Consider the following 22,428-nt stretch of genomic DNA (forward strand, 5'->3'; position numbering starts at 1 on the left):
GGTCAGTCTGTCATCGCCACGGGACCCCTGCCGGAGGCCAGACCGACGAGTCGGCGAGCCTTGAGCTCGGTCTCGGCCCACTCCCCCTCGGGGTCGCTCCCCCAGGTGATGCCGGCACCGGTGCCGAACCGCAGGACGTCGTCGGACCACCAGAACGTCCGGATGCCGACGGCCAGCTCGGCGCGCACGGAGCCGTCGGTGCCGACCTCGATCCAGCCGACCGCCCCGCAGTACGGCCCGCGTGGGACCGTCTCCAGCGCGGCGATGATCTCCAGCGCCGACGACTTCGGGGCACCCGACACCGAGCCCGGCGGATAGGTGGCGTCGAGCAGCCGCCCCCACAGGTCCTTGGCGTGCGCCACCTCGTCGTCGAGCACGCCCTGCACCGTGCTCACCAGGTGGACCAGCCCGGGGTGATGTTCCTCACCCAGCAGCGTCGTGACCTCGACGGTGCCCGGGACGCAGACCCTCTGGAGGTCGTTGCGGACCAGGTCGGTGATCATGACGTTCTCCGCGCGGTCCTTCTCGGTCAGCTCGTCCGACGTGGCCGCCGTCCCCTTGATCGGCCCCGACGACACCGCGCCGCCCTCGACGCGCAGGAAGAGCTCCGGCGAGGCGGTCACCACCCACACCTCGCCGGGCACCTGCACGCCCCCGGAGAACGGTGCGGGGTTGCCCGCATCGAGCACCGCGCCGAGCGCGCGCGCCACGGGTTCGCCGCCGTGCGCGGGCAGCGGCGCGCTCAGCACCCGGCAGAGATTCGCCTGGTAGACGTCGCCTTCCTCGATGTGGTCACGCACGCGTCCGACCGCCGCGACGTACTCCGCACGGTCCAGGGACGACACCCAGCTCGTCGGGTCCGGGCCAAACCACCCGTGGTCGACAGCGCCCGTGGAACGGCTGATCTCCGCGAAGCGCCAGGCGCGCACCCCGCCCTCGAAGTCCCCCACGACCGCCCACCAACCGGGCCGCGCGAGCCGCTCGGGCTGCGCGCGCACGTCGACGACCTCGACCACGCCGGACGCCTCGACGCCCGCGAACCACGCGACGCCCCGGGGACTGACGGTCGGCTCGGGCACCCGCACACGCTATCCATCGGTGCCCCGACACCCGCCGATCCGCGCGATCATCCGCCTGCCGGGAGCCAGTTGGACTCTCGCCGAGATCGTCAGTTAGAGTTCGGGACGCACACGGAACACCGGTGAAAGCCGGGGGGACGTGCTGTGCGGACGTGGCTCAGTGGTAGAGCATCACCTTGCCAAGGTGAGGGTCGCGGGTTCGAATCCCGTCGTCCGCTCGGAGGCAGACATCCTGATCGGCGTACCGAGCCGCTCTGGACTGCGGTCTCAGGGTGGAGTGGCCGAGAGGCGAGGCAGCGGCCTGCAAAGCCGTATACGTGGGTTCGAATCCCATCTCCACCTCGTAGCACCGAAGTAACACCTCACGCTTGACCCGGCTTCATCACCGGGCGATTGGCGCAGCGGTAGCGCGCTTCCCTGACACGGAAGAGGTCACTGGTTCGATCCCAGTATCGCCCACCACATCACCGCAGATCACAGCCCCGGAAGCCACTCGGCTCCGGGGCTGTTCTGTCGTCGGCATAGTGCGCAACCGCTCACGCCGTACGCGCACCTGCCCGTCAGCCCCCGTACCGGCCGCCGCATGGACGTCGCGCTGTACATCCGCCTGGCCACAGACCTGGTCGGCCTGCATCCAAAAGCCTCCCCCGTGCGGAAGAACTGTGGACGGGTGCTCAAGCACCCACCAACAGAAGGGATGTCCGATGAAGCGCATTCTCGCCGCGGGGGCCATCGCAGCTCTCGCCCTGCTCGGCACCGCAGCCAGCGCCTCCGCCGCTCCCGCCGAGGCCGCCTGCTTCGGCCAGGTACACAAGACCGTCAACACGGTCGGCGTGGCCGGGTTCAACAACGTCGGGGAGCTCGTTCAGGCCGTCGGTGGCGGCACGATGAAGAACGCCACCGCCAAGTCGTTCTGCTAGTCAGTTCGTCCTTCCTCAGCAACACAGGCGGCGGCTCGGATGTCGCATCCKAGCCGCCCAAGGCTCCGTCATGGTCCGACGCCGACCATCGAGCTGATCGCCCGCGGCGCCGGCACAGCTCCGAAGCGTCGTCCGGACATGTGAGGTCCGGTTGGCACCATCTGCTCAACGGAGCAAGGACCGCACCCAGTTGGCTACACCCTCGATCGTCCGCAGCCCCCTCGAGCCCACTGTGGGGCCGTCCCCGTGGCGCTCGAGGCGTTCAGCGAGCCGGTGGGCGAGTGACGCCACGAGAGGCAGCAGGAGCACGCCGACAAGGAAGAGCCTGATTCTGCGGAAGAGGAATATCCACACGGTGACCTCCCACCGCCGGCGCGCGTCTGCGCATCAGACGGATCAGGGGTTCGGCGCCCGCTGCACGACGCCGTGGTCCATCGTGGGCGTCCGCACGCCGCGCCGCACGTCGGCGCGCACCGCCAAAAGCCCACCGCGCGTTCCGCCGCCCGACGAGCGGGTCGATCTGGTCCCGGGCGGGTAGCTCGAGCTCCACCAGGCCTGCACGGCCGAGGTCGAGCGTCCCTTCGTGTGGCCAGCGGGTCCCAGCCGAGTCGCTCGTCGGAGGGCCTGACCGCTGTGGCCGAGCCACTTGGACGCCTGACCTGCACGTTTCGTCCCGTGGAGCCGCGCGATGGCAGACTTGCACCCTTTCCGACGAATAGGCGGAGTGTGAGCGGTCAGCCGGGTGCGTCCAACCCAGTCTTCGTCGACCCCTCCGGACGTCGGGGCCGGACGGTTCGGTGGATCACGTGGGCGCTCGGTTCGCTCGTCGCCGCGTACGCGTTGCTGGTGGTGGTGGCGCTGGTGGTGCCCGTAGGGATGAACCGCCTCGCCGTCCCCGGTCTGGGTCCGCTGCTCCCCGGGCCGGTGGCTCCCGCGCTGGCCGGCCCGACGGACGACGACACCCCTCTCGCACCCGTCACGCCGTCGCCGACAGCCACGGCGAGCCCGTCGKCGGAAGCGTCGGCGTCGGCCCCCGCGCCCCGGGTCGTGGTCGCGACCCCTAGCCCCGCCGCTCCCCCTGCCGCCGTACCGGCAGCCGATCCGGCGCCCGCACCCGCGGCGACACCCACCGTGCCCGACGCTCCCGGCTCGTCGGGCACTGCACCCGGACGGACCGACGACCGGCCGGGCAACGCACCGACCGCGAAGCCTGAGCCCGCGTCGACCCACGCCGCGACGCCGACCGCCCGTCCGACCAAGGGCTGACGCCCGTGCTGGACCAGAGCACGAGCATGTCCTCGTCGCCTGCGCGCCCGCGCCGGCGCCGGGCCCACGTCCAGTACGTGACCCGCCGCCCCGCCGCGGCGCACTGGGTGCTGCTGGTGGCGGTGCTCGCTGCGCTGCTGCTCGCGCTCGGGCTCCAGACGCTCTCCTCGAGCGTCGGGACCGCGGGGACGGCGACGACGGCGCCGCGGGTCGCGGTGCGGACGCCGACCGGCGGTCCGGTTCTCGTCGCCGACGACGCCGGGCTCGTCGGGGTGCCCATGCAGGAGCGGACGGTCGCGCTCACGTTCGACGACGGTCCGGACCGCCGCTGGACACCCCAGATCCTCGACATCCTCGCTCGCGAGCACGTCCCGGCCACGTTCTTCGTCGTCGGGTCGCACGCGGTCGCGGAGCCTGAGCTGCTCCGCCAGGTGGTCGCCGCCGGCCACGAGCTGGGCGAGCACACCTGGTCGCATGCCGACCTCTCGACCGTGCCCGCCTGGCGGGCCAACCTCGAGCTCTCCCTCGGTCAGCTCGGCCTCGCCGGCGAGGCGGGTGTCAGCACCTCGCTCCTGCGCCCGCCCTACTCGTCGTCACCGCAGGACCTCGACGCTGCCGAGCTGCAAGCCGTCCAGCGGGCCGCCGACGCCGGCTACCTCGTGGTGCTCGCCGACCGGGACACCAAGGACTGGAGTCGGCCGGGCGTGGCGCAGATCGTCGCCGACGGCTCCCCCACAGGGACCGAGGGCCAGATCGTCCTGCTGCACGACGGCGGCGGGGACCGGTCCGAGACGGTGGCGGCCCTCCCCGACCTCATCGAGCACTACCGCGCGGCCGGCTACCGCTTCACGACCGTCTCCGACGGGCTCGGCCTCACCGCCGGCGCGACTCGTCCCGCCGAGGCGATCCCCGCGCTGCAGGGGCACGTGCTCGACGTGGCCGTGCGCGCTTCCGGTTGGCTGGTGACAGCGGTGAGCTGGGCGGTGCTCGGGTTCGGGATCCTGTCGCTCCTGCGGACCGTCCTGGTCGTGGGCCTCGCACCCTGGCACGTCCGGGTGTCCGCGCGTCGGGTCGCCGGTGAGCCGTGGCTGCCGCCCGTGTCCGTCCTGGTCCCCGCCTACAACGAGTCCGTCGGGATCGAGCGGGCGGTCCGCTCGCTGGTCGCCTCCGACTACCCCGACCTCGAGGTAGTCGTGATCGACGACGGGTCCACCGACGGCACCGGCGACGTCGTCGAGCGCCTCGGCCTGCCCGGCGTCCGGCTGGTCCGGCAGGCCAACGGCGGCAAGGCCGCGGCCCTGCGGACGGGCACCCGCGAGGCATCGCACGACGTCCTGGTCATGCTCGACGGGGACACCGTGTTCGAGCCCGACACCATCCGCCTGCTCATCCAGCCATTGCGCGACCCCGCGGTCGGCGCGGTCAGCGGCAACACCAAGGTGGGCAACCGGAGCGGCCTGCTGGGACGCTGGCAGCACCTCGAGTACGTCAGCGGCTTCAACCTCGACCGCCGCCTGCAGGACATGCTCGGGTGCATCACCACGGTGCCGGGCGCGGCGGGAGCGTTCCGCCGGCGGGCCGTCGAGGCAGCCGGCGGGCTCAGCTCGGAGACGCTTGCCGAGGACACCGACATCACGATGGGAGTGTTGCGCGCCGGCTACCAGGTGGTGCACGAGGAGCGCGCGCGTGCCTGGACCGAGGCGCCGAGCAGGGTCAACGACCTGTGGCGCCAGCGCTACCGCTGGAGCTACGGGACGATGCAGTGCATCTGGAAGCACCGCGGCGCCGTGCGGGACTCCACCAGCGGCGGGCGGCGGCTGGGGCTCGTCGGTATCCCGTACATGCTGCTCTTCCAGGTGCTCCTGCCGTTGCTGGCACCCGCGATCGACCTGTTCGCGCTCTACGGGCTCTTCACCGGCAACGCCCGCGAGGTGCTGACGGTGTGGGTCGCGTTCGCCCTGCTCCAGCTGGCGACCACCGGCTATGCGCTGCGTCTCGACCGGGAGAGCCTCAAGCCGCTCTGGAGCTTGCCGCTGCAGCAGGTCTTCTACCGCCAGCTGATCTACCTGGTCGTCATCCAGTCCATCGCCAGCGCCATCGCCGGAGCGCGCCTGCCCTGGCACAAGCTGCACCGTTCCGGCGACGTGGTCGTGCGCGCCTGACGCCTCCGGGTCGAGGGGTGTGCTCACGACGTCCGGGCGAACCCTGCCCAGAACCTGACGGAACACGCACCGATGCTCCTGGACCGACGGAGCGGACGCGGTGGCGGAACTACCTCACGTGAGCCCCTCGCGCGCGACGTACCAGGCAGCCACCTGGGAACGCGACCTGAAGCCGAGACGCCACCGGATGCGTTCCACGTGCGACTCGGCGGACCGCTCGGTGATCCCGAGGCGCGACGCCAGCTCGCGGTTCGTGAGGCCCTCGGCCACCAGCGCCGCGACCTCCGTCTGGCGCGGGGTGAGGCCGGTGGGCACGGCGCGCCGTAGCCGGGGTAGGCCGAGGAAACGCCGCACGTGCTCGACCACCGCCTCCGCGTCGCCCAGTGCGGGGAGGTGCGACCTGCCCTCGAGCTCGACCAGCTGGGCGCCCGGGATCGCGTCAGCGAGCGTCCTGCTCTGGCCGACAGGTGCCGCACGGTCTCCCCGCCGGTGCAGCACCAGCGTCGGCGCGGAGATCCGCGGAAGGGCGGGTAGAACGTCCAGGTCGTAGGCCAGGCCGAGGAGGGCGACCGCCGTCTCGGCCGAGGAGGCGGCACGCTGGTACTGGGCCAGCACCCGACGGGTCCCGGCATCGGCGTCAGGAGCGAAGATGTCGGTGAGCAGGTCCGAGCCGAGCCCCCAGTGGGTGGCGAGCAGCCCCAGCACATGGCGCCGGCTGTCGTCGTCCCCGATGGCGGCGCCGGTCGCCCAGCCGCCGTACAGGACGAGCTTGGAGACCGTCTCGGGTCGTTCCGAGGCCCACTGCGCAGCCACCGGCGCTCCCAGCGACCAGCCGAACAGGTCGAACCTCGTGGCGCCGAGGTCCGTGGTCACCGCACGGATCGTGGCCAGCTCGAGCGCCATCGTCCGGGGGCCCTCATAGGGATCGGAGAGCCCACAGCCCGGGCGGTCGTAGCGCACGAGCGTCCGACCCGAGGAGAGTGCCTCGTGGAACATGCGCTCGGCCGGGATCGACCAGCCGAGCTCGAGGTGGCTCAGCCAGCCCGGCACCACCACCAGCAGCGGACCGGTGCCGGTCAGCGCGTAGGCCACCTTTCCGCCATCGTCCAGGTGCGCCGTCCCCCAGCGCTGCTCACGCACAGCCACGACACCAGTGAACAGCAACGCCGGTACGGCCGGTCGTCGGCCTGCATCACGGCGCCTCGATGACCGCCATCGTGCACCGTGAGATGCACACGAGCCTGTCGTTGTCGTCGACGATCCGGACCTCCCAGACCTGGCTGCGACGGCCCAACGCGATCGGCCGGGCAGTGCCGGTGACCCAGCCCGAGGTCACCGGCCGAAGGTGGTTGGCGTTGATCTCCATGCCGACGCACGCCTTGCCGGGGTCGGCGACGAAGGTGGCCGCACAACTGACCAAGGTCTCGGCAAGCAGCACCGATGCGCCGCCGTGCAGGATCCCGAATGGCTGGCGCGTTCGGCTGTCGACCGGCATCCGACCGGTCAGGTAGTTCGCGCCGAGCTCGGTGAGCTCGATGCCGAGGTGGCCTATCGCACTGCCTGCGCTCGTCTCGTTCGCCGTGCTCAGGTCGGGACTTCCGTGCCAGATCGCGGCGCTCGTCGGACGTGCACGTGCGGGAAGGCTTTGGACTCCCGATGCCGGATGGCCGGGGAGCCCGTCGTCCGGGCGAGTGAGCGGCACGTCGAGGTGTGATTCACGGGTTCGGGGCATGCTCTCGATGCTGTCGGCTCCACGGCACCGAGTCAGCCGTAGAACTACCGCATGTGGTGGGGACGTGAGCCGGCCAGCGGGCGACGGGACCCTGCCGTCACGACGGACTCATGTACCCATCGGCGGCCAGCACCGCAACGTCACGATCGATGCGGACGCGGACGGAATGCAATGACCATCGCAGCGCCCAGGAGCAGCGCGGCCACCGCGAGAACACCGACCGCCAGTAAGCCGGCGCCGTTCGCACCGGTCGCCGCCAGCGTCTGCTCGTCGGCCAAGACCGCGCCGCCGGGCACCGGCACGACAGGCCCGACGGGCGACGGAGGCGTCGGTTGCGGCGTCGGCGGCAACGATTCGTACACGTTGGTCACGGTGCAGGTCACGTCGTCGTCGCCCGGCATCGTGAGGACGTCGTCGAGCAGCGTCCCGCCGTCGCACTGCCAGCCCTCGCTGCGGTACCCCGCGGGCCCGATCGACTCCGCCAGCTGGTAGTCGCCCGGCACGACGAACGCCGCGGTGACGGCCGGCGTCCCCGAGATGCCACTGACCCGGGACGCGCTGCCGACGGCCGACAGCGTCCAGTCCGCCCCGGTGGCGGCGCCGCCGTCCACCACTTTCACGAGGGTCAGGAGCGACCCGTGCCACTCGTTGGTAACGGTGCAGGTGAGCTCGTCGTTCGCCGCGACCAAGACCTGGTTGCCGGTGACGGGGTGGCCAGGGCCGCAGTCCCACCTGACCTGCGTGTAGCCCTGGTCGGCGGTCGGGGTGAGGGCGACCTCGTCGAGAGTCACGACGCCGGGGTCGACGACGCCCGTCGCCTCAGGCGTCCCCGAGACGCCCGAGAACTCGCCGAACGACCCGCTGGCCGCGAGCGTCCAGTCGGCCGGGGCGGCCGGTCCCCCGTCGACGACCTTGGCGAGCGTGACCTGGGCGAGGGACCACCGGTTGCGCGCGGTGCAGGTCACGTCGTCGCCGAGGTCCAACACCACTTCCCCGGAGACCGACACGGTGAGCTGCTCCCCCGTGGCCTGGAAGCAGGTCCACCCGTCCATGGCGTAGTTCGGTGGACCGCTCTCGGCCAGCCCGAAGGTTCCGACGTGCACCGGCACGTCCGTCACCGTCGGCGCGCCGCTCCGGCCGACGAGCAGGTCGTCGGTCCCGATCCCGATCAGCTCCCACGCGTCGGGCGTCGCCTGGCCGCCGCCGGAGTTGTCGACGCTCTTGCGCAGCGTGAGGATCGGCGCCTGCGCGGTGTTTCGGATGGTGCACACCACGTCCTCGGAGAACGGGGACCCGTCCGGCGCTGTCTCCGGGATCGTCACCACACCGGGGGCCCGCTGCACGATGGCGCCCCCGGCAAGGCACGTCCACTCCGACGCGTCGTAGCCGGGCGTCCTCGCCGGCGACTCGGTGAGCGCGTATGCGCCGGGCACCACGGGTGCGAGCGTCACCGAGGGGTCGCCCGTCGAACCCGACAGCGAGACCGGACCATCTGCCCGCAGAAGCCACGCCGACGCCGGGACCGTGCCACCGGCCGAGTTGTCGACGATCTTCACGAGTGTCAGGTGCGGTTGCGTCGCGGTGTTCACGATGGTGCACGTGACGTTCTGCCCTTCGGTCACCGTGACGACCGACGAGACCACCGTTGCGGGCCCGCAGTCCCACGCGGAGGGCGAGTACCCCGCGACGACCGACTCCGACAACGAGAAGTCACCCGGCGGCACCGTCACCGACGTCACGTCCGCTGTCCCGCTGCGCCCCTGCACAGTCGCGTCGGCTGACTGCGCCGTGAGGATCCAGGCCGCCGGCGACACCGAGCTGCCCTGGACCTCCTTGACGAGCGTCAGGAACCCACCCGTCCAGTGGTTGGTCACCGTGCAGGTCACATCCGCATCCTCGGGGATCGCCACGACGTCGCCCACGGCCGTCGCCCCCTGGCAGGACCACGACCCCGGCACGTACCCGGCGACCGGACCCTCGGAGAGCGACCACGTCTGACCCGTCTCGATGGGGACCTGCGTCACGCCCGGTGAGCCCGACGTACCGCTGACGACGACCCCATTCGTGCTCTCCGCCCGCAGGGTGAAGTCCGCCGGCTGGGCCGGCCCGCCGTCCACCTGCTTGACCAGCGTGAGGCTGGCCTGGTCGATGGTGTTGGTGACGGTGCAGATGATGTCGGAGCCGGACCCGACCACGACGGAGGCCGGCGCCACGCCACCGGTCGTGCAGCTCCACGTCGACGCGGTGTAGTTGCCCGGTCCCGTCTCTCCCAGCGCGTACGTCCCCGCCGGGACGGCGACGTGCGTGACTGCGGGATCGCCGTGCGGTCCCGACAGCGCTGCCCCTCCGGGTCCCGCAGCAGTCAGGGTCCACGCGGTCGGGGACAACGTGCCTCCGACGACGGTCTTCGCCAGGGTGAGGTACCCGCCGGTCCAGGTGTTCGTGATGCGGCAGGTCGGGTCTCCGTCTCCGTCGGTCAGCGTGAGAACGGCGCCCACGAGGGTGCCCGACGAGCACGTCCAGCTACCGGCGCCGTACCCCGCGTTCGCGGCCGGGTTCAGCGGGCGCTCGGACAGCGTGTAGGCGCCTGGGCCCACGGGCACGGCGGTGACCGTGGGCGAACCGGAAGGCCCGACCACGGTGCCGCCCGGCCCGACGGCGCTCAGCTCGAAGTCCGCTGGCTGCGCTGGCCCGCCGACGACGTCCTTGGCGAGCGTGAGGAGGTGCGGCGCCGCTTGCTCGCGCGTGTTCGTGATGGTGCAGGTGACGTCCTGGCCCAAGGCCACCACGACCGTCGTCCCGGACCCGGACGGCTGCTGTCCGCCGACGCACTTCCACGTGCTCGGCACGTACCCGGCGGGACCGCCGGACTCGGAGAGGGTGTACTGCCCGATCTGCACCTGCCTTCGCACGCCGTCCGTGCCGGAGAAGCTCGTCGGCCCCTGCGCTTGCAGCTGCCAGCTCGATGGCGCCGCCGGTCCGCCCACCACGGTCTTGCGCAGCGTCAGGAACGAACTCTGGGCCCGGTTCTGAACCGTGCACGTCACCGACCCGCCGGCGGGAACAGTCACCACCGGGGTCGGTGAGGTGAACGTCCCTGCCGCGCCGCAGTTCCAGTCGACGAACGCGTAGCCGTCCACCCCGCCCGACTCGCTGATGGTGTAGGCGCCTGCGGGCACGACCCTCTGCTGGACTCCGTTGAGCCCGTTCCCCGTGAATGTGTACTGGGGGTCCTCGGTGTTGACCGCGGTCATGATCCACAGCTCGCGGCGACCCTCGCCCGACCCCGTGTCGAGGTTCTCGATGCGCTTGAAGAGCGACAGCGTGCCCGTCACGTTGGGATCCACCGCGGCCGCCGATGTGGCGCCGACGGCCGCGAGCACCCCAACGACGGCGACGACCAGCCCCACGGCGGCCGGACGCAGGAACTGACGCACGAGTGTTCCGATCATGACCGCCGCCTCGTCGGCACGAAGCAGTCCGTCTCGACATTCCAGGACAAATCACAGGTCAACGCAACCGTAGCGGCGTCGCCGGCCGCCGCGGTGCTGGGCTGGGAGCGCGGGTCGACGGAAAAGTGCGGACTGAATGCAGCACCGCCGCTCCTGGCGGGCCGGGGATGGAAGTCGTCTCCTGTGTTGGTTGAGTGCGTGTGACGACAAACTCTGATCGCGGGGCCCCACCAGCGGCGGGCGGCGGCTCGGACTGGCTTGGCCGCCTACGCGCTGCGCCTCGACCGCAAGAGCCTCAAGCCGCTCTGGAGTCTGCCGCTCCAGCAGGTGTTCTACCGCCAGCTCATCTACCTGGTCGTCATCCAGTCCATCGCCAGCGCCGTCGCCGGAGCGCGTCTGCCCTGGCACAAGCTGCACCGTTCCGGCGACGTGGTCGTGCGCGCCTGATCCCGCTGTCGACTTCCCGCGCTGCCAGGAGCGAGGGGTCTCAGCGGTCGACGGTCGGGACGAACGTGGCGGTGGTGACCATGTGCTGGAGCTCGGCGCGCTCCTGCGGGCTGACGCCCGGCATGGCCCAGGCGTCGAAGACGACGCGCTGCCCGTCGACGTCGACGACCCACAGCATGTCGACCTGCCCGGCACCCTGCTGCCAGCGGCCGGGCCAGCTGAAGAACTTCCCCCCAGGGCAGGCGTCGACGTCGATGTCGTCCGGCACGGAGAGCTCGACATAGAACCCGTCGTAGCCGCCGATGGTCACCGGGACGGGGGTGGTGCCGTCGCGCATCGGCTGTGCGGCCAGGGCGTCGGCGAGGTCGGCCGCCGTGGGTCCGACTTTGAGAGTGCGCCGAATCGCGTCGCACGGGTGGGAGTAGACGCTGTAGATCTCCCAGATCCGCAGCATCCTGCGGTCGGCGTCGTTGCCTGTGCCCACCTCTACTCCGGCGGCGTCCTCCGTGGCGGCGTAGCCCGCGGGCACCGACACCACGGGCAGCGTCGTCGGCCAACGGAGGGTGTCCATCACGGGGAACACATAGGAGCCCGGCTCCAGCGGCGTCTCACCGTCGTCCATCGGCAACGTCCAGAACGTGGTGGTCGGGCTCGGCTCTGCCGGTGCCGTCGCCTTCGGGAAGAGCTGTCCGACGACGACGGCGAGCACGGCGAGGGCGGCCACGCTCCCGACTGCCGCGGCTGCACCCGCCACACGGGCGCGCCGACGACGGCGGATGCGGCTGACGATCTGGTCCGCACGATCGACGAGCGGGTTCGGAGGGACGACGTCCCGCTCCCGGCGCAGCAGCTCCTCGAGGTTCATGTCACTCCTCCTCTCCGACGGGTGTGAGGCTCATGGCGAGCTTCGCGTTGGCGTCGTGCAGGTGACGCTTGACCGCGCCGGGCGAGACGCCGAGGTCCTCGGCGATCTGCGGCACGGTGAGGTCGGCGTAGAAGCGGAGCACCACGCACGCCCGCTGGCGCGGCGGCAGCGCGGCGAGCGCGGAGTCGAGGTCCAGGTGCTCCGGGCTCGCCAGGTCAGGCCCGGCCGCTGAGTCCTGGGCACCCAGGAGGTGTCGCACGGCTGCCCAGCGCCGTCGTCGGCGATACCCGTCGAGGTAGAGGTTGAGGACCGTCCGACGCACGTAAGCCTCGACGTGCTCCAGCGCGGCGAAGTCGCCGGGGCCACTCCCCTGCGGCCGACGCGTCGTCGTGAAGACCCGCACCAGCGCGTCCTGGACGAGGTCCTCGGCCTCGCGCCGGTCCCCGCACAGCAGCGTGGCGTAGTGCACCAGTGCGCCGCCGCGGTTGCGCACCAGGTCCGTGAGGACCGGCTCCCAACGGTTCATCCCGGCCCCCTTTCCGGTGCGTAGGCCGTCACAGAGGTAGACGAACCGCCGCGGGGAAACGTTGAGTGGCCGCCGAGATCTGGTGGTCTTGGTCTACTCCTGTCGGGCGCCAACCGGGATTCCCACGGGGTTCCTCTCTTCCAGGCGGTCACGACGATGACCCCTCGCCTCTGGTGGACTGCGCCCGGGAGACCCGCGCTACCGTGGACGACATGCTTGGGCCCGCCCGGCGCATCCTGATCTCGGGCGCCAGCGTCGCGGGCCCGGTCGCCGCGTACTGGCTCGATCGGCACGGCTTCGATGTGACGGTCGTCGAGCGGATGCCGCTGGCCAGGGTGCGAACCAGCGGCCACGCGGTGGACCTGTTCGGGCCGGCGATGGATGTGGCCGAATGGACGGGCGTGCTCGCCGCGGTGGTCGACGCCCGCACCCGCACCGAGGTCGTGTCGTTCCAGCGTCACGGCGGCCGGGAGCTCGCCATCCCGATGGGCCACCTCGTCGCGGGGATCTCAGGGCGGCATGTCGAGATCATGCGCGGCGAGCTGGCGAGCATCCTGTACGAAGCGACGCGAGAGCGCGTGCACTACCTGTTCGAGGACTCCGTCCGATCGATTCACGAGGATCCCGACGGCGTCGACGTGTGGTTCGAGCACTCGGCCGCCGACCGGTTCGACCTCGTGATCGGCGCCGACGGGCTGCACTCGATCGTCCGCCGCCTCGTGTTCGGGCCCGAGGAGAAGTTCCGTCGATTCCTCGGCGGCTATCTCGCCTTCGCGGCGATGCCCAACTATCTCGACCTGCACGGCCGCATGATCGTCTGGAACGCGCCGGGCCGGGTCGCGGCGATCTACCCGGTCCACGGGACGAAATCGGCCCGAGGGGGGTTCCTGTTCCGGCGGGACGACGAGCTCGAGCTCGATCACCGCGACGTCGACGGGCAGAAGCGGGCGCTGCACCAGATCTATGCCCGCGATGGCTGGGAGGTCCCGCGGATGCTGGCCGAGATGGATGCCGCCGAGGACTTCTACTTCGACTCGATCTCCCAAATCGTGATGGACCGCTGGACGACGGGCCGGGTCGCACTCGTGGGCGACGCCGGMTACTCCCCGGGCCCGGCCGTCGGCGGCGGCACCAGCGTCGCCGTCGTCGGCGCCTACGTCCTCGCCCAGGAGCTGGCCCGAGCCCAGGGAGACGACGAAGCAGGGCTCCGTGCCTACGAGGACCGCGTGCGCGAGCTCGCCGTGAAGGCCCGCGCCATCGGGCCGACGATCATGTCCACCCTGATCCCCCGGACCACCATCGCGGTCCGCCTCCTGCCGGAGCTCATCCGTCTGGTGGCACGGATGCCACCGACCGTGCAGCGCCGGCTGTTCCAGCTGCAGGCGACGCCGGCCCGGGCGCTGGACTCCATCAGCCTCACCCGCTCGACCCCTGTGTAGATCCGGACCTGGCCGACCCTCACAACGTCATTCCCCCGGTGACGTCCAAGGTCGTGCCGGTCACCCACGACGCATCGTCGGACGCGAGGTACGCGATCGCCGCGGCGACGTCGGCCGGCTGCCCGATCCGGCCGAACGGTACCTGCGCCGCGACTCCCGCGAGGGCGTCGGCCGGCATGCGCGAGCGCAGCTTCGCGGTCTCGACGATCGAGGGTGCGACGCAGTTCACCCGGATTCCCGCGGACGCGTACTCCTTGGCGAGGTGCTCGGTGAGCATCACGACGCCGGCATTCGCCGCCGCGTAGGCCGCGTTCGCCCGGGACGGCCGCCGTCCCGCGGTCGACGCCACCGTGACGATGACGCCTCGGCCGGAGGCGAGCATGCCCGGCAGGACCGCGTGCACCGTGAGGAACACCGACGTCAGGTCAGTCTCGATCACCGCACGCCAGCGCGCCGGGTCGAGCTCCGCCGTGGCGGAGGGCGCGCCGTCACCGCCCGCGAGCGGCACCAGGACGTCGACCGAGCCGGGCAGCGCGGCCACGACGTCAGCGAGCATCTCCGCGTCTCGGACGTCGGCCACGTGCGCCTGTGCCGTGCCGCCGGCGGCCTCGATCTCGGCGACGAGCCCGTCGAGCGCCTCCCGGTTGCGGCCGACGACGCCGACCGACGCCCCGCCGGCGGCCAGGACGCGGCTGACCTCCGCGCCGATCGACCCCGACGCACCGGTCACGAGCGCGACCCGACCGCTCCACTCCTTCGTTGACGGCATGGACTCATTCAACGCCGACGATGTCACCGTGACGATGCCGTGGCCCGCGACGTCGCGCCGGCACCTCGTATCGACCGGGGCCTGCGAAGCTGCTCGGGGACCCTCACCCGCTCGCCCGCGGGTGACCTTGTCGCGACGACGAGCCCGATGGCCGCCACCGCCACGACCAGCGCGGCCGGCACGGGCAGCGCTGCGGTCCCCGCCCGGTCGACGACGACGCTGCCGAGCGCGGCCCCCACGGCGATCCCGCCGTTGAAGACCACGGGGATGACAGTGCCGGCGGCGCTCCGGTGCTCGGGCCCGGCGACCCGCATGATGAGGGTCTGGGCGAGCGGTGGCAGCGTGCCGGAGGTGAGGCCCCACACGACGAGCACCACCAGCCCGGCCACCGGGCGACCACCGACGACGACGAGGGCGAGCAGCGACACCGCGACCAGGGCGGTTGCCCCGACGAGCACCGCAGCAGTCCTCCGGTCGCCCACCCGCCCCACGAGCGCGAGCCCGACCGCCGAGGACTCCCCGAACACGAGCAGCGCGCCGCTGACGCCCCCGGGCAGCCCGGCGGCCGCGTCGGCCACGAGCCGGGTGATGAACGTGAACGCGGCGAAGTGTCCGACGAGCACGAGTCCGACGAGACCCGCCACCACGAGCACCGGACGCAGCTGCCCAGGTGCCGCGGCGGGTTCGTCGTGCGACCCTGCCGTCCTCGACACATCCGCCGTGCTCGTCGTGACGACCGTCCGCACGAGGACCGCCGCCACCACACCGAGCAGCGCGAGCACCCCGAACGCCACCCGCCAGTCCCACCCGCGGGCGACGAGGCTGGCCAGCGGCACGCCGACGACGGTGCCGAGGGTCGCCCCGCCGAGCACCACCGACACGGCCGTGCCCAGGTGCCGCGACGGCGCGATGTCGGCGGTGTGCGCGTTGACGGTCGCCCACAGCAGCCCGCACACGGCGGCGCCCAGCAGCCGTCCGGCCACGGCGACCTCGTAGGTGGGGGCAGCGGCCGTGAGCGCGGACGCCGCGGCGAACACCACGAGCGCACCGGCGACGACCGTGCGCCTGTCCCACCGGCGGGTGAGCCGGACCAGCGGGAACGTCGCGAGGACGACGGTCGCGGCCCACAGGGAGACGAGCAGGCCGGTGCGTGCCTGAGTGACGCCGAGGTCGGCACTCATCTGCGGCAGGACCGCCGTGGGAAGCATCTCCCCGGTGACCATGACGAACGTCGCGCCACCGAGGACGACGAGGCTCGGCCACGGCAGCCCGGTGCGGATGCCGGCCGGTGGGGTCCGGGTGAAGTCCATGTCGTCGACGCTAGACTTTGACATCAGTGTGAAGGTCAAGCGGATCGGAGGACCATCGTGAAGATCGGTGAGCTGTCCCGCCGAACGGGCGTCTCCACCCGGCTGCTGCGGTACTACGAGGAGCAGGCGCTCATCGCCCCGGCCCGCACCACCAACACGTACCGGACGTACGACGAGCGCGACGTCGCGCGCGTCGGGCAGGTGGTCGGCCTCGTGCGTGCGGGCGTGCCGACCCGGCTGGCCAAGGTGCTGCTCGACCTCGAGGACACCCAGGCCGAGGACCTCGCCGCCTCCTGCCCCCGGCAGGTCGCCGAGATGCTCGCCGACGAACTGACGGGGCTCGACGAGCGGATCGCCTGCCTGACGAAGAGCCGCCAGACGCTGAGCGACTACCTGCAGCGGACCGAGTACGCGGCGACCATCCTGGAGGCCGCACGCGCGCGTGGCCGGTTCGCGGAGCCTGCCGCCGACCCCGTCTCTTAGGCCGACTCGCGCGACGGGGTCTAGCCCTCCTTCTGCGCCTTGACGTCGTACTTGAAGTGGATCCCAGCGTCCAACGAGCCATCCGGCTTTTGCGGCTTGTACTCGAGGTCGACCTTCACGAAGGTGAGCACGACGGCCTCCATCGTGGTGTCCTCCTCGGCACTGGCGCTCATGGAGACGCTCATCACCCGGACGTCGGTCATCTTGATGATGAGGTACTCCTGCTGGCTGGCGCCCGCCTTGCGGACCGTGATCGTGGCATCCGCGATGTGCTGCCCCGTGGCACACGCCTTCATCAGCAGCGGCGACGCCTTGTCGATGTGATGCGTGAAGGTCACGTCGTGGAAGCTGGCCTTGCCGACGCCGCCGCCTCCTGGGTGGCCCGCGGGTCCCGACTGGGACACGCCCCACGACCACGACAGGACCTCGATCTCGTCCTTGTGCCTGGCATCCCGCGACTCACCCTTGATCGCGCCGATGCGGGCGAACATCGACGTGGCCATGACACCGTCCAAACCTTCGGGTGTGTTCGCGAACGACCCCCAAGGTCGTCCTGTCGGTGGCCGGTGTCAACCATCGTTGAGCTGACTGCGCGAAGGTCGCGATTCACCACGGCCACCTTGTGAGGGGACGCCCGACCAGGCGAGGAGCTCGACGTGGGCGTGATGGCTGACCTGAGATTCAGGGTGGATGTCTCACGGGGACTCGCGCGCTCGTGACCTCGAGCGGTAGGCATGATCGTGCGCGAGAGCTCGGTCCCCGTCGACGGCGGCCGCCTGCACGTCCGGGAGACCGGCAGCGGGCAGCCGGTCGTCCTCGTGCACGGCGGGCCCGACTTCGACGACGAGTACCTGCTCCCGGAGATGTGGCGGCTCGGCGACCGGTTCCGGGTCATCACCTATGCGCAGCGTGGGCGGGGTCGCTCGTTCGACGGCAGCGACCCCGGGCGGGTGACGATGGCGTCGGAGGTCGAGGACCTCGATCGCGTCCGAGCCTCGGCCGGTCTCGCGTCGACGGCCGTCGTCGGACACTCCTGGGGTGGGCTGCTGGCGCTCGAGTACGCGCTCGCGCACCCGGACCGTGTCTCCCATCTCGTACAGATGAACACGGCCCCGGTCTCGCACGAAGACGCCAAGGCTTTCCGGCTCGAGCTGGGTCGGCAGCGCACGGGCGAGCAGCTCCGGCGGATGGCTGAGCTCCGCGCCTCGCCGGCGTTCAGAGCCGGCGACATCGCCACCGAGGCCGAGTACTACCGCCTGCACTTCGCCCCGGCCGTTCGCGACCCCGCGCTGCTCGACACCGTCGTCCGCCGACTCCGGACCACGTTCTCGCCCCACGCCGTGGTCGCGGCGCGCGTGATCGAGGAGCAGCTGTACGCGGACACGTGGTCCCGGCCCGACTACGACCTCGTCCCGCTGCTCGGTGATCTCGACGTCCCCGTGCTCGTCCTCCACGGCGACGACGACTTCGTCCCGCTCGCCGTCGTGCGTCGGATCGCCGACGCGATCCCGCACGCGCGTCTCGCCGTCCTACCGGGCGGCCACTTCACCTACCTCGAGCAGCCCGACCGCGTGCTCGACGAGATCGCCGACTTCCTGACCCTCGGCAGACCCGCCCGGGAGCCTCCCCCGTCGTGACCTGCCGAGGGTCGACGCGACGTCAACGCCAGAGCTCGGCGAGCTGCCCGGCCAGGGCTCGGCCTTGCTCGTACCCGGCTCGCGCGGCGGGCGGCCGCAGCGACGGATCCATCGCACTGGCGCCGAACATGTGCTCGGAGCTGCTGTCCGGGAAGACCGTCTCGACCCTGCAGCCGCCTGCGCGCAGCGCCTCGACCTGCGCCGCGAGATGCACACCCCACTCCGGCGGATACATCGACCTGCCGCCCAGTGGTGACAGCACCAGCACCCGGCCGTATCCGGCTGCCAGGTCAGCGTTCTCGGCGTTGGACCGGTAGCCGCCGTCGATGTACTGGCTGCCGCCGATGCTGTACGTGGAGCCACCGCCGGACGTGCTCGCGGCGACGGCGTCCACCAGGTCGACCCTGCTGTGGCGGTCGAAGACGATCGGTTCACCGGTATGGGCATCGACCGCCGTGATGAGCATCGTTCGTTCCGGCCAGCGCAGAGCGGGGAGCCGGGCGGCGACGACGGCGCGCCACCGTGCCTGCGCGGAGCCGTCCGACGCCGCATCCCTCTCGAGCGCCGCCGCACCCATCCTGCGGCGCATGTCCGCCGCATCCTCGGAGGCGGCGATGATCTGCCTGAACCGCTCCAGGTGGTCGGCCACCGGTCCCGTGGCACGTCCCCTGGCGGGCCCGACCGGAGCGGTCCCGTGCTGGGGGGCCGCGGCAAGGGTGGCGGCGAGGAGCTCGGTCGGGGTCGCGCCGGCCGTCTGGGCGGCGGCCGTCGCGCCGGCTGAGGTGCCGATGGTCAGGTCGGCCGTGGTCACGTCGAGCCCGGCATCGAACAGGCCGGCGATGACGCCGATCAGCCACGCGTTGCCGGTCGATCCACCGCCACCGAGGACCAACGCTCGCTCGCCCGTGGCGGGCACCCGCCCGGTGGCGTCGATCTGCGGCTGATCCTGGTCGGAGGCGGTCGTCGACACGGAGTGTGACGAGGGTGTGGTGTTCATGGGAGTCGCCTTTCGCGAAGTGCCTGGCGGGCGGCTCCCGATGGCGACCAGCTCAGTCGCGCGATCGTGGACCGCAGGGAGCGCCCAGTGCGGATACTGCGTTCACGGGTCTCACCTCCCAACGACGGGTCACGATGGTCGGGACGCTACACAGCAGTGACGAGAGTTCGCAATCGACTTCACGCCCACTGCCGTGAACCCCCGTCGGCTCCCGCGACGGGGCGGGCGCCAGGCTCCGCCCGCCCCACGACGGGACCGCTGTCGAAGGTCGCAGCCTCGTGAACCGGTCACGCGGTCCGGACAAGCTAGCCGTTTACGCGCTCCGGGTGGCCGGGCACCTGGACCGCCGCTGGGAACCGGCGTTCGGCGGTCTCACCCACGAGAGCGACGGGACGACGACCCTGGTCGGCGAAGCGACTCGCGACGTGCTCGGCGATCATGATCGTGGGCACATGGGTGTTGGCCGACGGGATGTCGGGCATCACCGACGCGTCGACCACCCACAGACCGGCCACGCCGTGGACTTGCCCGCTCGCGTCGACGACCGCACCCTGCGCGGCGTCGGGCCCCATCGCGCAGGTGCCGACGGGGTGGTGGTACGTCCAGACGGCCCGCGGGATCCACGACCGCAGCGCAGCTCGATCACCCGGCCGGACGTCGTGGCCGGGCCTCAGCTCGGCCCCGCCGGAGAGGCGGGCGACGGCTCCCTGCCGGCAGGCGTCCCACGCGCGCACGAACCCCTCGGCGAGCCGGTCGAGATCCGTGGGCTCGCGGAAGTACCCGAGGTCGATGAGCGGGGCCGTCGTGGGGTCGTCGTCGACCAGTCGGATGCTGCCCCGCGAGCGCGGCTTGAGCAGTGCGGTCCCGACGAAGAACGCCGCAGCCCCGCCGTCGAGGTAGGGCCCACCGACCATGTGCTGCAGGTCGGGCGGACCGGTCGCGTCCGCGCCGTCGGTCCGGGCCGTGGCGGCGACCTGGAAGACCGGGACCGGGTCGACGGGTCCGGGGTGGCGCAGGTCGACGGAGACGACCGGGTGGTCTGCGAGGTTCGCGCCGACCCCGGGAAGGTCGACCCGCGGCCGGACACCCACAGCCTCGAGCTGCTCAGCCGGACCGATCCCGGACCGTAGGAGCAGCACCGGGCTGCCGTAGGCGCCACCGCAGAGCACGACCCGGTCGGCGTGGACGACCTCCCCCGACAGCAGCCGGACCCCCACGACCCGATCGCCCTCGAGGAGCAGGTCGCGCACCTCGACGCCGCAGGTGACGGTGAGGTTCGCCCGCTCCCCGTCGCGCGGCAGGTACGCGATCGCCGTGCTGACCCGGCTCCCGTCCAGACAGTTCGTCGGAATCCGACCGACGCCGACGGCTCCCGGGGCGTTGAGGTCCGAGACCTGTGCGCAGCCGAGGTCCCGCAGCGCCTCCTCTCCGGCCCTCGCGACGTCGGTCAGCTCGGCGTCGGAGTACCGGCGGATCGGCAGCGGCCCCCTGTCCCCGTGCCAGGACTCCGGGCCGTGGTCCGCGTCGGTCTCCAGCCGGATGAAGTCGGGGAGCACGTCGGCGAACGACCATCCCGGGTTGCCGGCCCGCGCCCAGGCGTCGTAGTCGCCGGGGTGACCCCGCAGGGCGAAGGTGGCGTTGGTCGACGAGCACCCTCCCAGCAGCCGCCCGCGCGGCAGTGGTCGTGCCGCGCCGTCCGGGCCGGGCACCTCGGTGTAGCCCCAGTCGTGCTGCATGGTCGCCCGGCGACCGTCACGGACGTCGTCGGGAGGGTTCACCCGATGGTCGGGGCCGGCCTCGAGCAGCAGCACCCGCCGCGACGGGTCTTCGCTCAGGCGGGCGGCGAGCACGCAGCCGGCAGCGCCGCCACCGACGACGACCACGTCCCAGCCCGCCGACATGACGGCTCACGCCGCTGCCATCGAAGCGGGAAGGACGTTCTGGTTGAACCGGAACATGTTCCCCGGATCGTGCCGGAGCTTGACGTCGGACAGGCGCTCGTAGGTCTGCGGCGGGTAGCAGGCTCGGGCTCGGGCAGGCTCTCCCTCACCGGTGAAGTTGACGTACATCGCCCCACTGCCGAACGGTGCCATCGCGTCGCGCGTCGCCCTGGCCCAGTCCACCAGCGGCGCCGACTCGGCCGCCACCGAGGTCCGTGCGAGGCAGTTGATCACGAACGGTGCGCGCCGTTCGGCGAACGCCGTCGCGTCCGTCGGGACCCGTCCGACCGCTCCGCCGAGCTGGTGGACATGCAGCTCGCAGAGGGCGGGCGGTCCGGCGGCACGCCTGTGCGCGTCCGCGTACAGCTCCACCGCGGCGTCGGGGAGCTCGTCGAGGAACGCGGAGGTGAAGTAGTTCGAGGCGCCTCGGGTCCACAGCGGGTCGACGAGCTGCTGGAGGTCGACGTAGTGGATCGGGCCCAGCAGGTCGGCGATCGGGTCGCCGAGGGTCCGCAGCGGCCGCAGGACCTCCTCACCCACGTCGGCAGCGCCTGTCCAGCACGCGACCACCGCGGCGACCTTGGTGCCGTGGACGTCGGCGGGCAGCATCGGCAGCGGCGGCGCGGAGGTGAGGTTGACCAGGGAGGTGAGGCCGTCCGGCGTCCCGGCGACGGCGTCCCGCCAGCCGGCGAGGACCTGAGCGGCTTGGTCGCCGGGGTAGAAGACGACGCCGCCCAGGACGACGGGCCCGACCGGGTGCATGGCCAGCTCCATCGAGGTGACCACGCCGAAGTTGCCCCCGCCGCCGCGCAGGGCCCAGTAGAGGTCGACGTTCTCCTCCGAGCTGGCCCGCAGCACCCGGCCGTCGGCTGTCACCACCTCCGCGGACACGAGGTTGTCGCAGGTCAGGCCGTACTTGCGGGCCAGGTGTCCGATGCCCCCGCCGAGGGCGAAGCCGCCGACGCCGGTGGACGAGACCAGACCACCGGTCGTTGCCAGTCCGTGCACCTGGCTCTCCCGGTCGACGTGCTTCCACACGGCGCCGCCCTGGACCCGGGCCGTTCGTGACACCGGGTCGACGTGCACCGCGTGCATCGGGCCCAGGTCGAGGACCAGCCCGCCGTCGCACGTGGAGAAGCCGGCCACGCTGTGCCCGCCGGCGCGGACCGCGACGGGCAGCCCCTCGCTGCTGGCGAAGCGCACGGCGGCGACGACGTCCGCGACGCCGGCGCAGCGCACGACGGCGGCCGGGCGCCGGTCGATGATGTGGTTCCAGACGTGTCGCGCCTCGTCGTAGTCGCGATCTGTCGGGGCGACCATCGCGCCCTCGAGGTCGTCGCGGAACTCAGCGAGCGTCGCCTCGCCGATCGACTGGATGCTCATCTCTGCTACCTCCCGGGTCGT

At 71.9% G+C, this 22,428-nt stretch carries 19 protein-coding genes and 3 tRNA genes; 10 read left to right on the top strand and 12 right to left on the bottom strand.

All coding sequences use genetic code 11. The features are described from left to right. Positions 1 to 2 precede the first annotated feature (2 nt). Positions 3 to 1,079, bottom strand: a complete 1,077-nt coding sequence (locus ACXJKA_RS13655; RefSeq protein ID WP_456825751.1) for a chorismate-binding protein — start codon at positions 1,077 to 1,079, stop codon at positions 3 to 5. 146 nt (positions 1,080 to 1,225) lie between these two features. On the opposite strand from ACXJKA_RS13655, the gene ACXJKA_RS13660 reads away from it, so the two are divergent. The 6 genes from ACXJKA_RS13660 to ACXJKA_RS13685 all read left to right on the top strand — a co-directional run bounded on the left by ACXJKA_RS13660 (position 1,226) and on the right by ACXJKA_RS13685 (position 5,427). Next, positions 1,226 to 1,297 (top strand) — tRNA-Gly (locus tag ACXJKA_RS13660). Positions 1,298 to 1,350: 53 nt separating this feature from the next. Further along, positions 1,351 to 1,421, top strand: a tRNA-Cys gene (locus ACXJKA_RS13665). A 45-nt stretch (positions 1,422 to 1,466) separates the two neighbouring features. Further along, positions 1,467 to 1,541 (top strand) — tRNA-Val (locus ACXJKA_RS13670). Between the two features lie 242 nt (positions 1,542 to 1,783). Beyond that, positions 1,784 to 1,999, top strand: coding sequence for a hypothetical protein (locus ACXJKA_RS13675; protein ID WP_456825752.1), 216 nt, complete (start codon positions 1,784 to 1,786; stop codon positions 1,997 to 1,999). Between the two features lie 726 nt (positions 2,000 to 2,725). Beyond that, the gene (locus ACXJKA_RS13680) at positions 2,726 to 3,265 is read left to right on the top strand and encodes a hypothetical protein (RefSeq protein ID WP_456825753.1); all 540 of its coding nucleotides are present in this window, start codon (positions 2,726 to 2,728) and stop codon (positions 3,263 to 3,265) included. A gap of 26 nt (positions 3,266 to 3,291) precedes the next feature. Beyond that, positions 3,292 to 5,427 carry a glycosyltransferase gene (locus ACXJKA_RS13685; protein WP_456825754.1) on the top strand — a complete coding sequence of 712 codons (2,136 nt, stop codon included), beginning with the start codon at positions 3,292 to 3,294 and terminating at the stop codon, positions 5,425 to 5,427. Positions 5,428 to 5,541: 114 nt separating this feature from the next. Here ACXJKA_RS13685 and ACXJKA_RS13690 read toward each other — a convergent pair whose 3' ends face one another. From ACXJKA_RS13690 to ACXJKA_RS13700, 3 genes are all read right to left on the bottom strand, one after another. Then, positions 5,542 to 6,573: an alpha/beta fold hydrolase gene (locus tag ACXJKA_RS13690; RefSeq protein ID WP_456825755.1), complete on the bottom strand. Its 1,032-nt coding sequence runs from the start codon at positions 6,571 to 6,573 to the stop codon at positions 5,542 to 5,544. Positions 6,574 to 6,619: 46 nt separating this feature from the next. Beyond that, a complete protein-coding gene (locus tag ACXJKA_RS13695; protein WP_456825756.1) occupies positions 6,620 to 7,159 on the bottom strand; it encodes a hotdog fold thioesterase in 540 nt (179 codons plus the stop codon). A 140-nt stretch (positions 7,160 to 7,299) separates the two neighbouring features. After that, positions 7,300 to 10,611 carry a hypothetical protein gene (locus tag ACXJKA_RS13700; RefSeq protein WP_456825757.1) on the bottom strand — a complete coding sequence of 1,104 codons (3,312 nt, stop codon included), beginning with the start codon at positions 10,609 to 10,611 and terminating at the stop codon, positions 7,300 to 7,302. Positions 10,612 to 10,869: 258 nt separating this feature from the next. On the opposite strand from ACXJKA_RS13700, the gene ACXJKA_RS13705 reads away from it, so the two are divergent. After that, the gene (locus ACXJKA_RS13705; protein WP_456825758.1) at positions 10,870 to 11,058 is read left to right on the top strand and encodes a hypothetical protein; all 189 of its coding nucleotides are present in this window, start codon (positions 10,870 to 10,872) and stop codon (positions 11,056 to 11,058) included. A gap of 40 nt (positions 11,059 to 11,098) precedes the next feature. Here ACXJKA_RS13705 and ACXJKA_RS13710 read toward each other — a convergent pair whose 3' ends face one another. Beyond that, positions 11,099 to 11,923 (bottom strand): hypothetical protein, encoded by an 825-nt coding sequence (locus ACXJKA_RS13710; protein ID WP_456825759.1) that lies wholly within the window; start codon positions 11,921 to 11,923, stop codon positions 11,099 to 11,101. Position 11,924: 1 nt separating this feature from the next. Further along, complete coding sequence (locus ACXJKA_RS13715; protein ID WP_456825760.1) at positions 11,925 to 12,449, bottom strand: RNA polymerase sigma factor; 525 nt, start codon at positions 12,447 to 12,449, stop codon at positions 11,925 to 11,927. A 212-nt stretch (positions 12,450 to 12,661) separates the two neighbouring features. On the opposite strand from ACXJKA_RS13715, the gene ACXJKA_RS13720 reads away from it, so the two are divergent. After that, on the top strand, positions 12,662 to 13,888 hold the full coding sequence (locus ACXJKA_RS13720) for an FAD-dependent monooxygenase (RefSeq protein WP_456825761.1): 1,227 nt from the start codon (positions 12,662 to 12,664) through the stop codon (positions 13,886 to 13,888). A gap of 19 nt (positions 13,889 to 13,907) precedes the next feature. Here the strand turns inward: ACXJKA_RS13720 and ACXJKA_RS13725 are convergent, their stop codons facing one another. After that, positions 13,908 to 14,657, bottom strand: coding sequence for an SDR family NAD(P)-dependent oxidoreductase (locus ACXJKA_RS13725; RefSeq protein ID WP_456825762.1), 750 nt, complete (start codon positions 14,655 to 14,657; stop codon positions 13,908 to 13,910). Positions 14,658 to 14,680: 23 nt separating this feature from the next. After that, positions 14,681 to 15,967, bottom strand: coding sequence for an MFS transporter (locus tag ACXJKA_RS13730; RefSeq protein ID WP_456825763.1), 1,287 nt, complete (start codon positions 15,965 to 15,967; stop codon positions 14,681 to 14,683). Positions 15,968 to 16,024: 57 nt separating this feature from the next. Here ACXJKA_RS13730 and ACXJKA_RS13735 point away from each other — a divergent pair, with 57 nt between their 5' ends. Next, entirely contained in the window at positions 16,025 to 16,450 is a 426-nt protein-coding gene (locus ACXJKA_RS13735; protein ID WP_456825764.1) for a MerR family transcriptional regulator, read from the top strand. Positions 16,451 to 16,470: 20 nt separating this feature from the next. Here ACXJKA_RS13735 and ACXJKA_RS13740 read toward each other — a convergent pair whose 3' ends face one another. After that, positions 16,471 to 16,953, bottom strand: a complete 483-nt coding sequence (locus ACXJKA_RS13740; RefSeq protein WP_456825765.1) for an Hcp family type VI secretion system effector — start codon at positions 16,951 to 16,953, stop codon at positions 16,471 to 16,473. Positions 16,954 to 17,184: 231 nt separating this feature from the next. On the opposite strand from ACXJKA_RS13740, the gene ACXJKA_RS13745 reads away from it, so the two are divergent. Further along, positions 17,185 to 18,087, top strand: a complete 903-nt coding sequence (locus ACXJKA_RS13745; RefSeq protein WP_456825766.1) for an alpha/beta fold hydrolase — start codon at positions 17,185 to 17,187, stop codon at positions 18,085 to 18,087. A 22-nt stretch (positions 18,088 to 18,109) separates the two neighbouring features. On the opposite strand, the gene ACXJKA_RS13750 is transcribed toward ACXJKA_RS13745, so the two are convergent. From ACXJKA_RS13750 to ACXJKA_RS13760, 3 genes are all read right to left on the bottom strand, one after another. Further along, positions 18,110 to 19,084, bottom strand: a complete 975-nt coding sequence (locus tag ACXJKA_RS13750; protein WP_456825767.1) for a patatin-like phospholipase family protein — start codon at positions 19,082 to 19,084, stop codon at positions 18,110 to 18,112. A gap of 305 nt (positions 19,085 to 19,389) precedes the next feature. Further along, the gene (locus ACXJKA_RS13755; protein WP_456825768.1) at positions 19,390 to 20,985 is read right to left on the bottom strand and encodes a GMC family oxidoreductase; all 1,596 of its coding nucleotides are present in this window, start codon (positions 20,983 to 20,985) and stop codon (positions 19,390 to 19,392) included. 6 nt (positions 20,986 to 20,991) lie between these two features. After that, on the bottom strand, positions 20,992 to 22,407 hold the full coding sequence (locus ACXJKA_RS13760) for an FAD-binding oxidoreductase (RefSeq protein ID WP_456825769.1): 1,416 nt from the start codon (positions 22,405 to 22,407) through the stop codon (positions 20,992 to 20,994). Positions 22,408 to 22,428: the final 21 nt, after the last annotated feature.

It is taken from the genome of Cellulomonas sp. P5_E12, assembly GCF_054049315.1.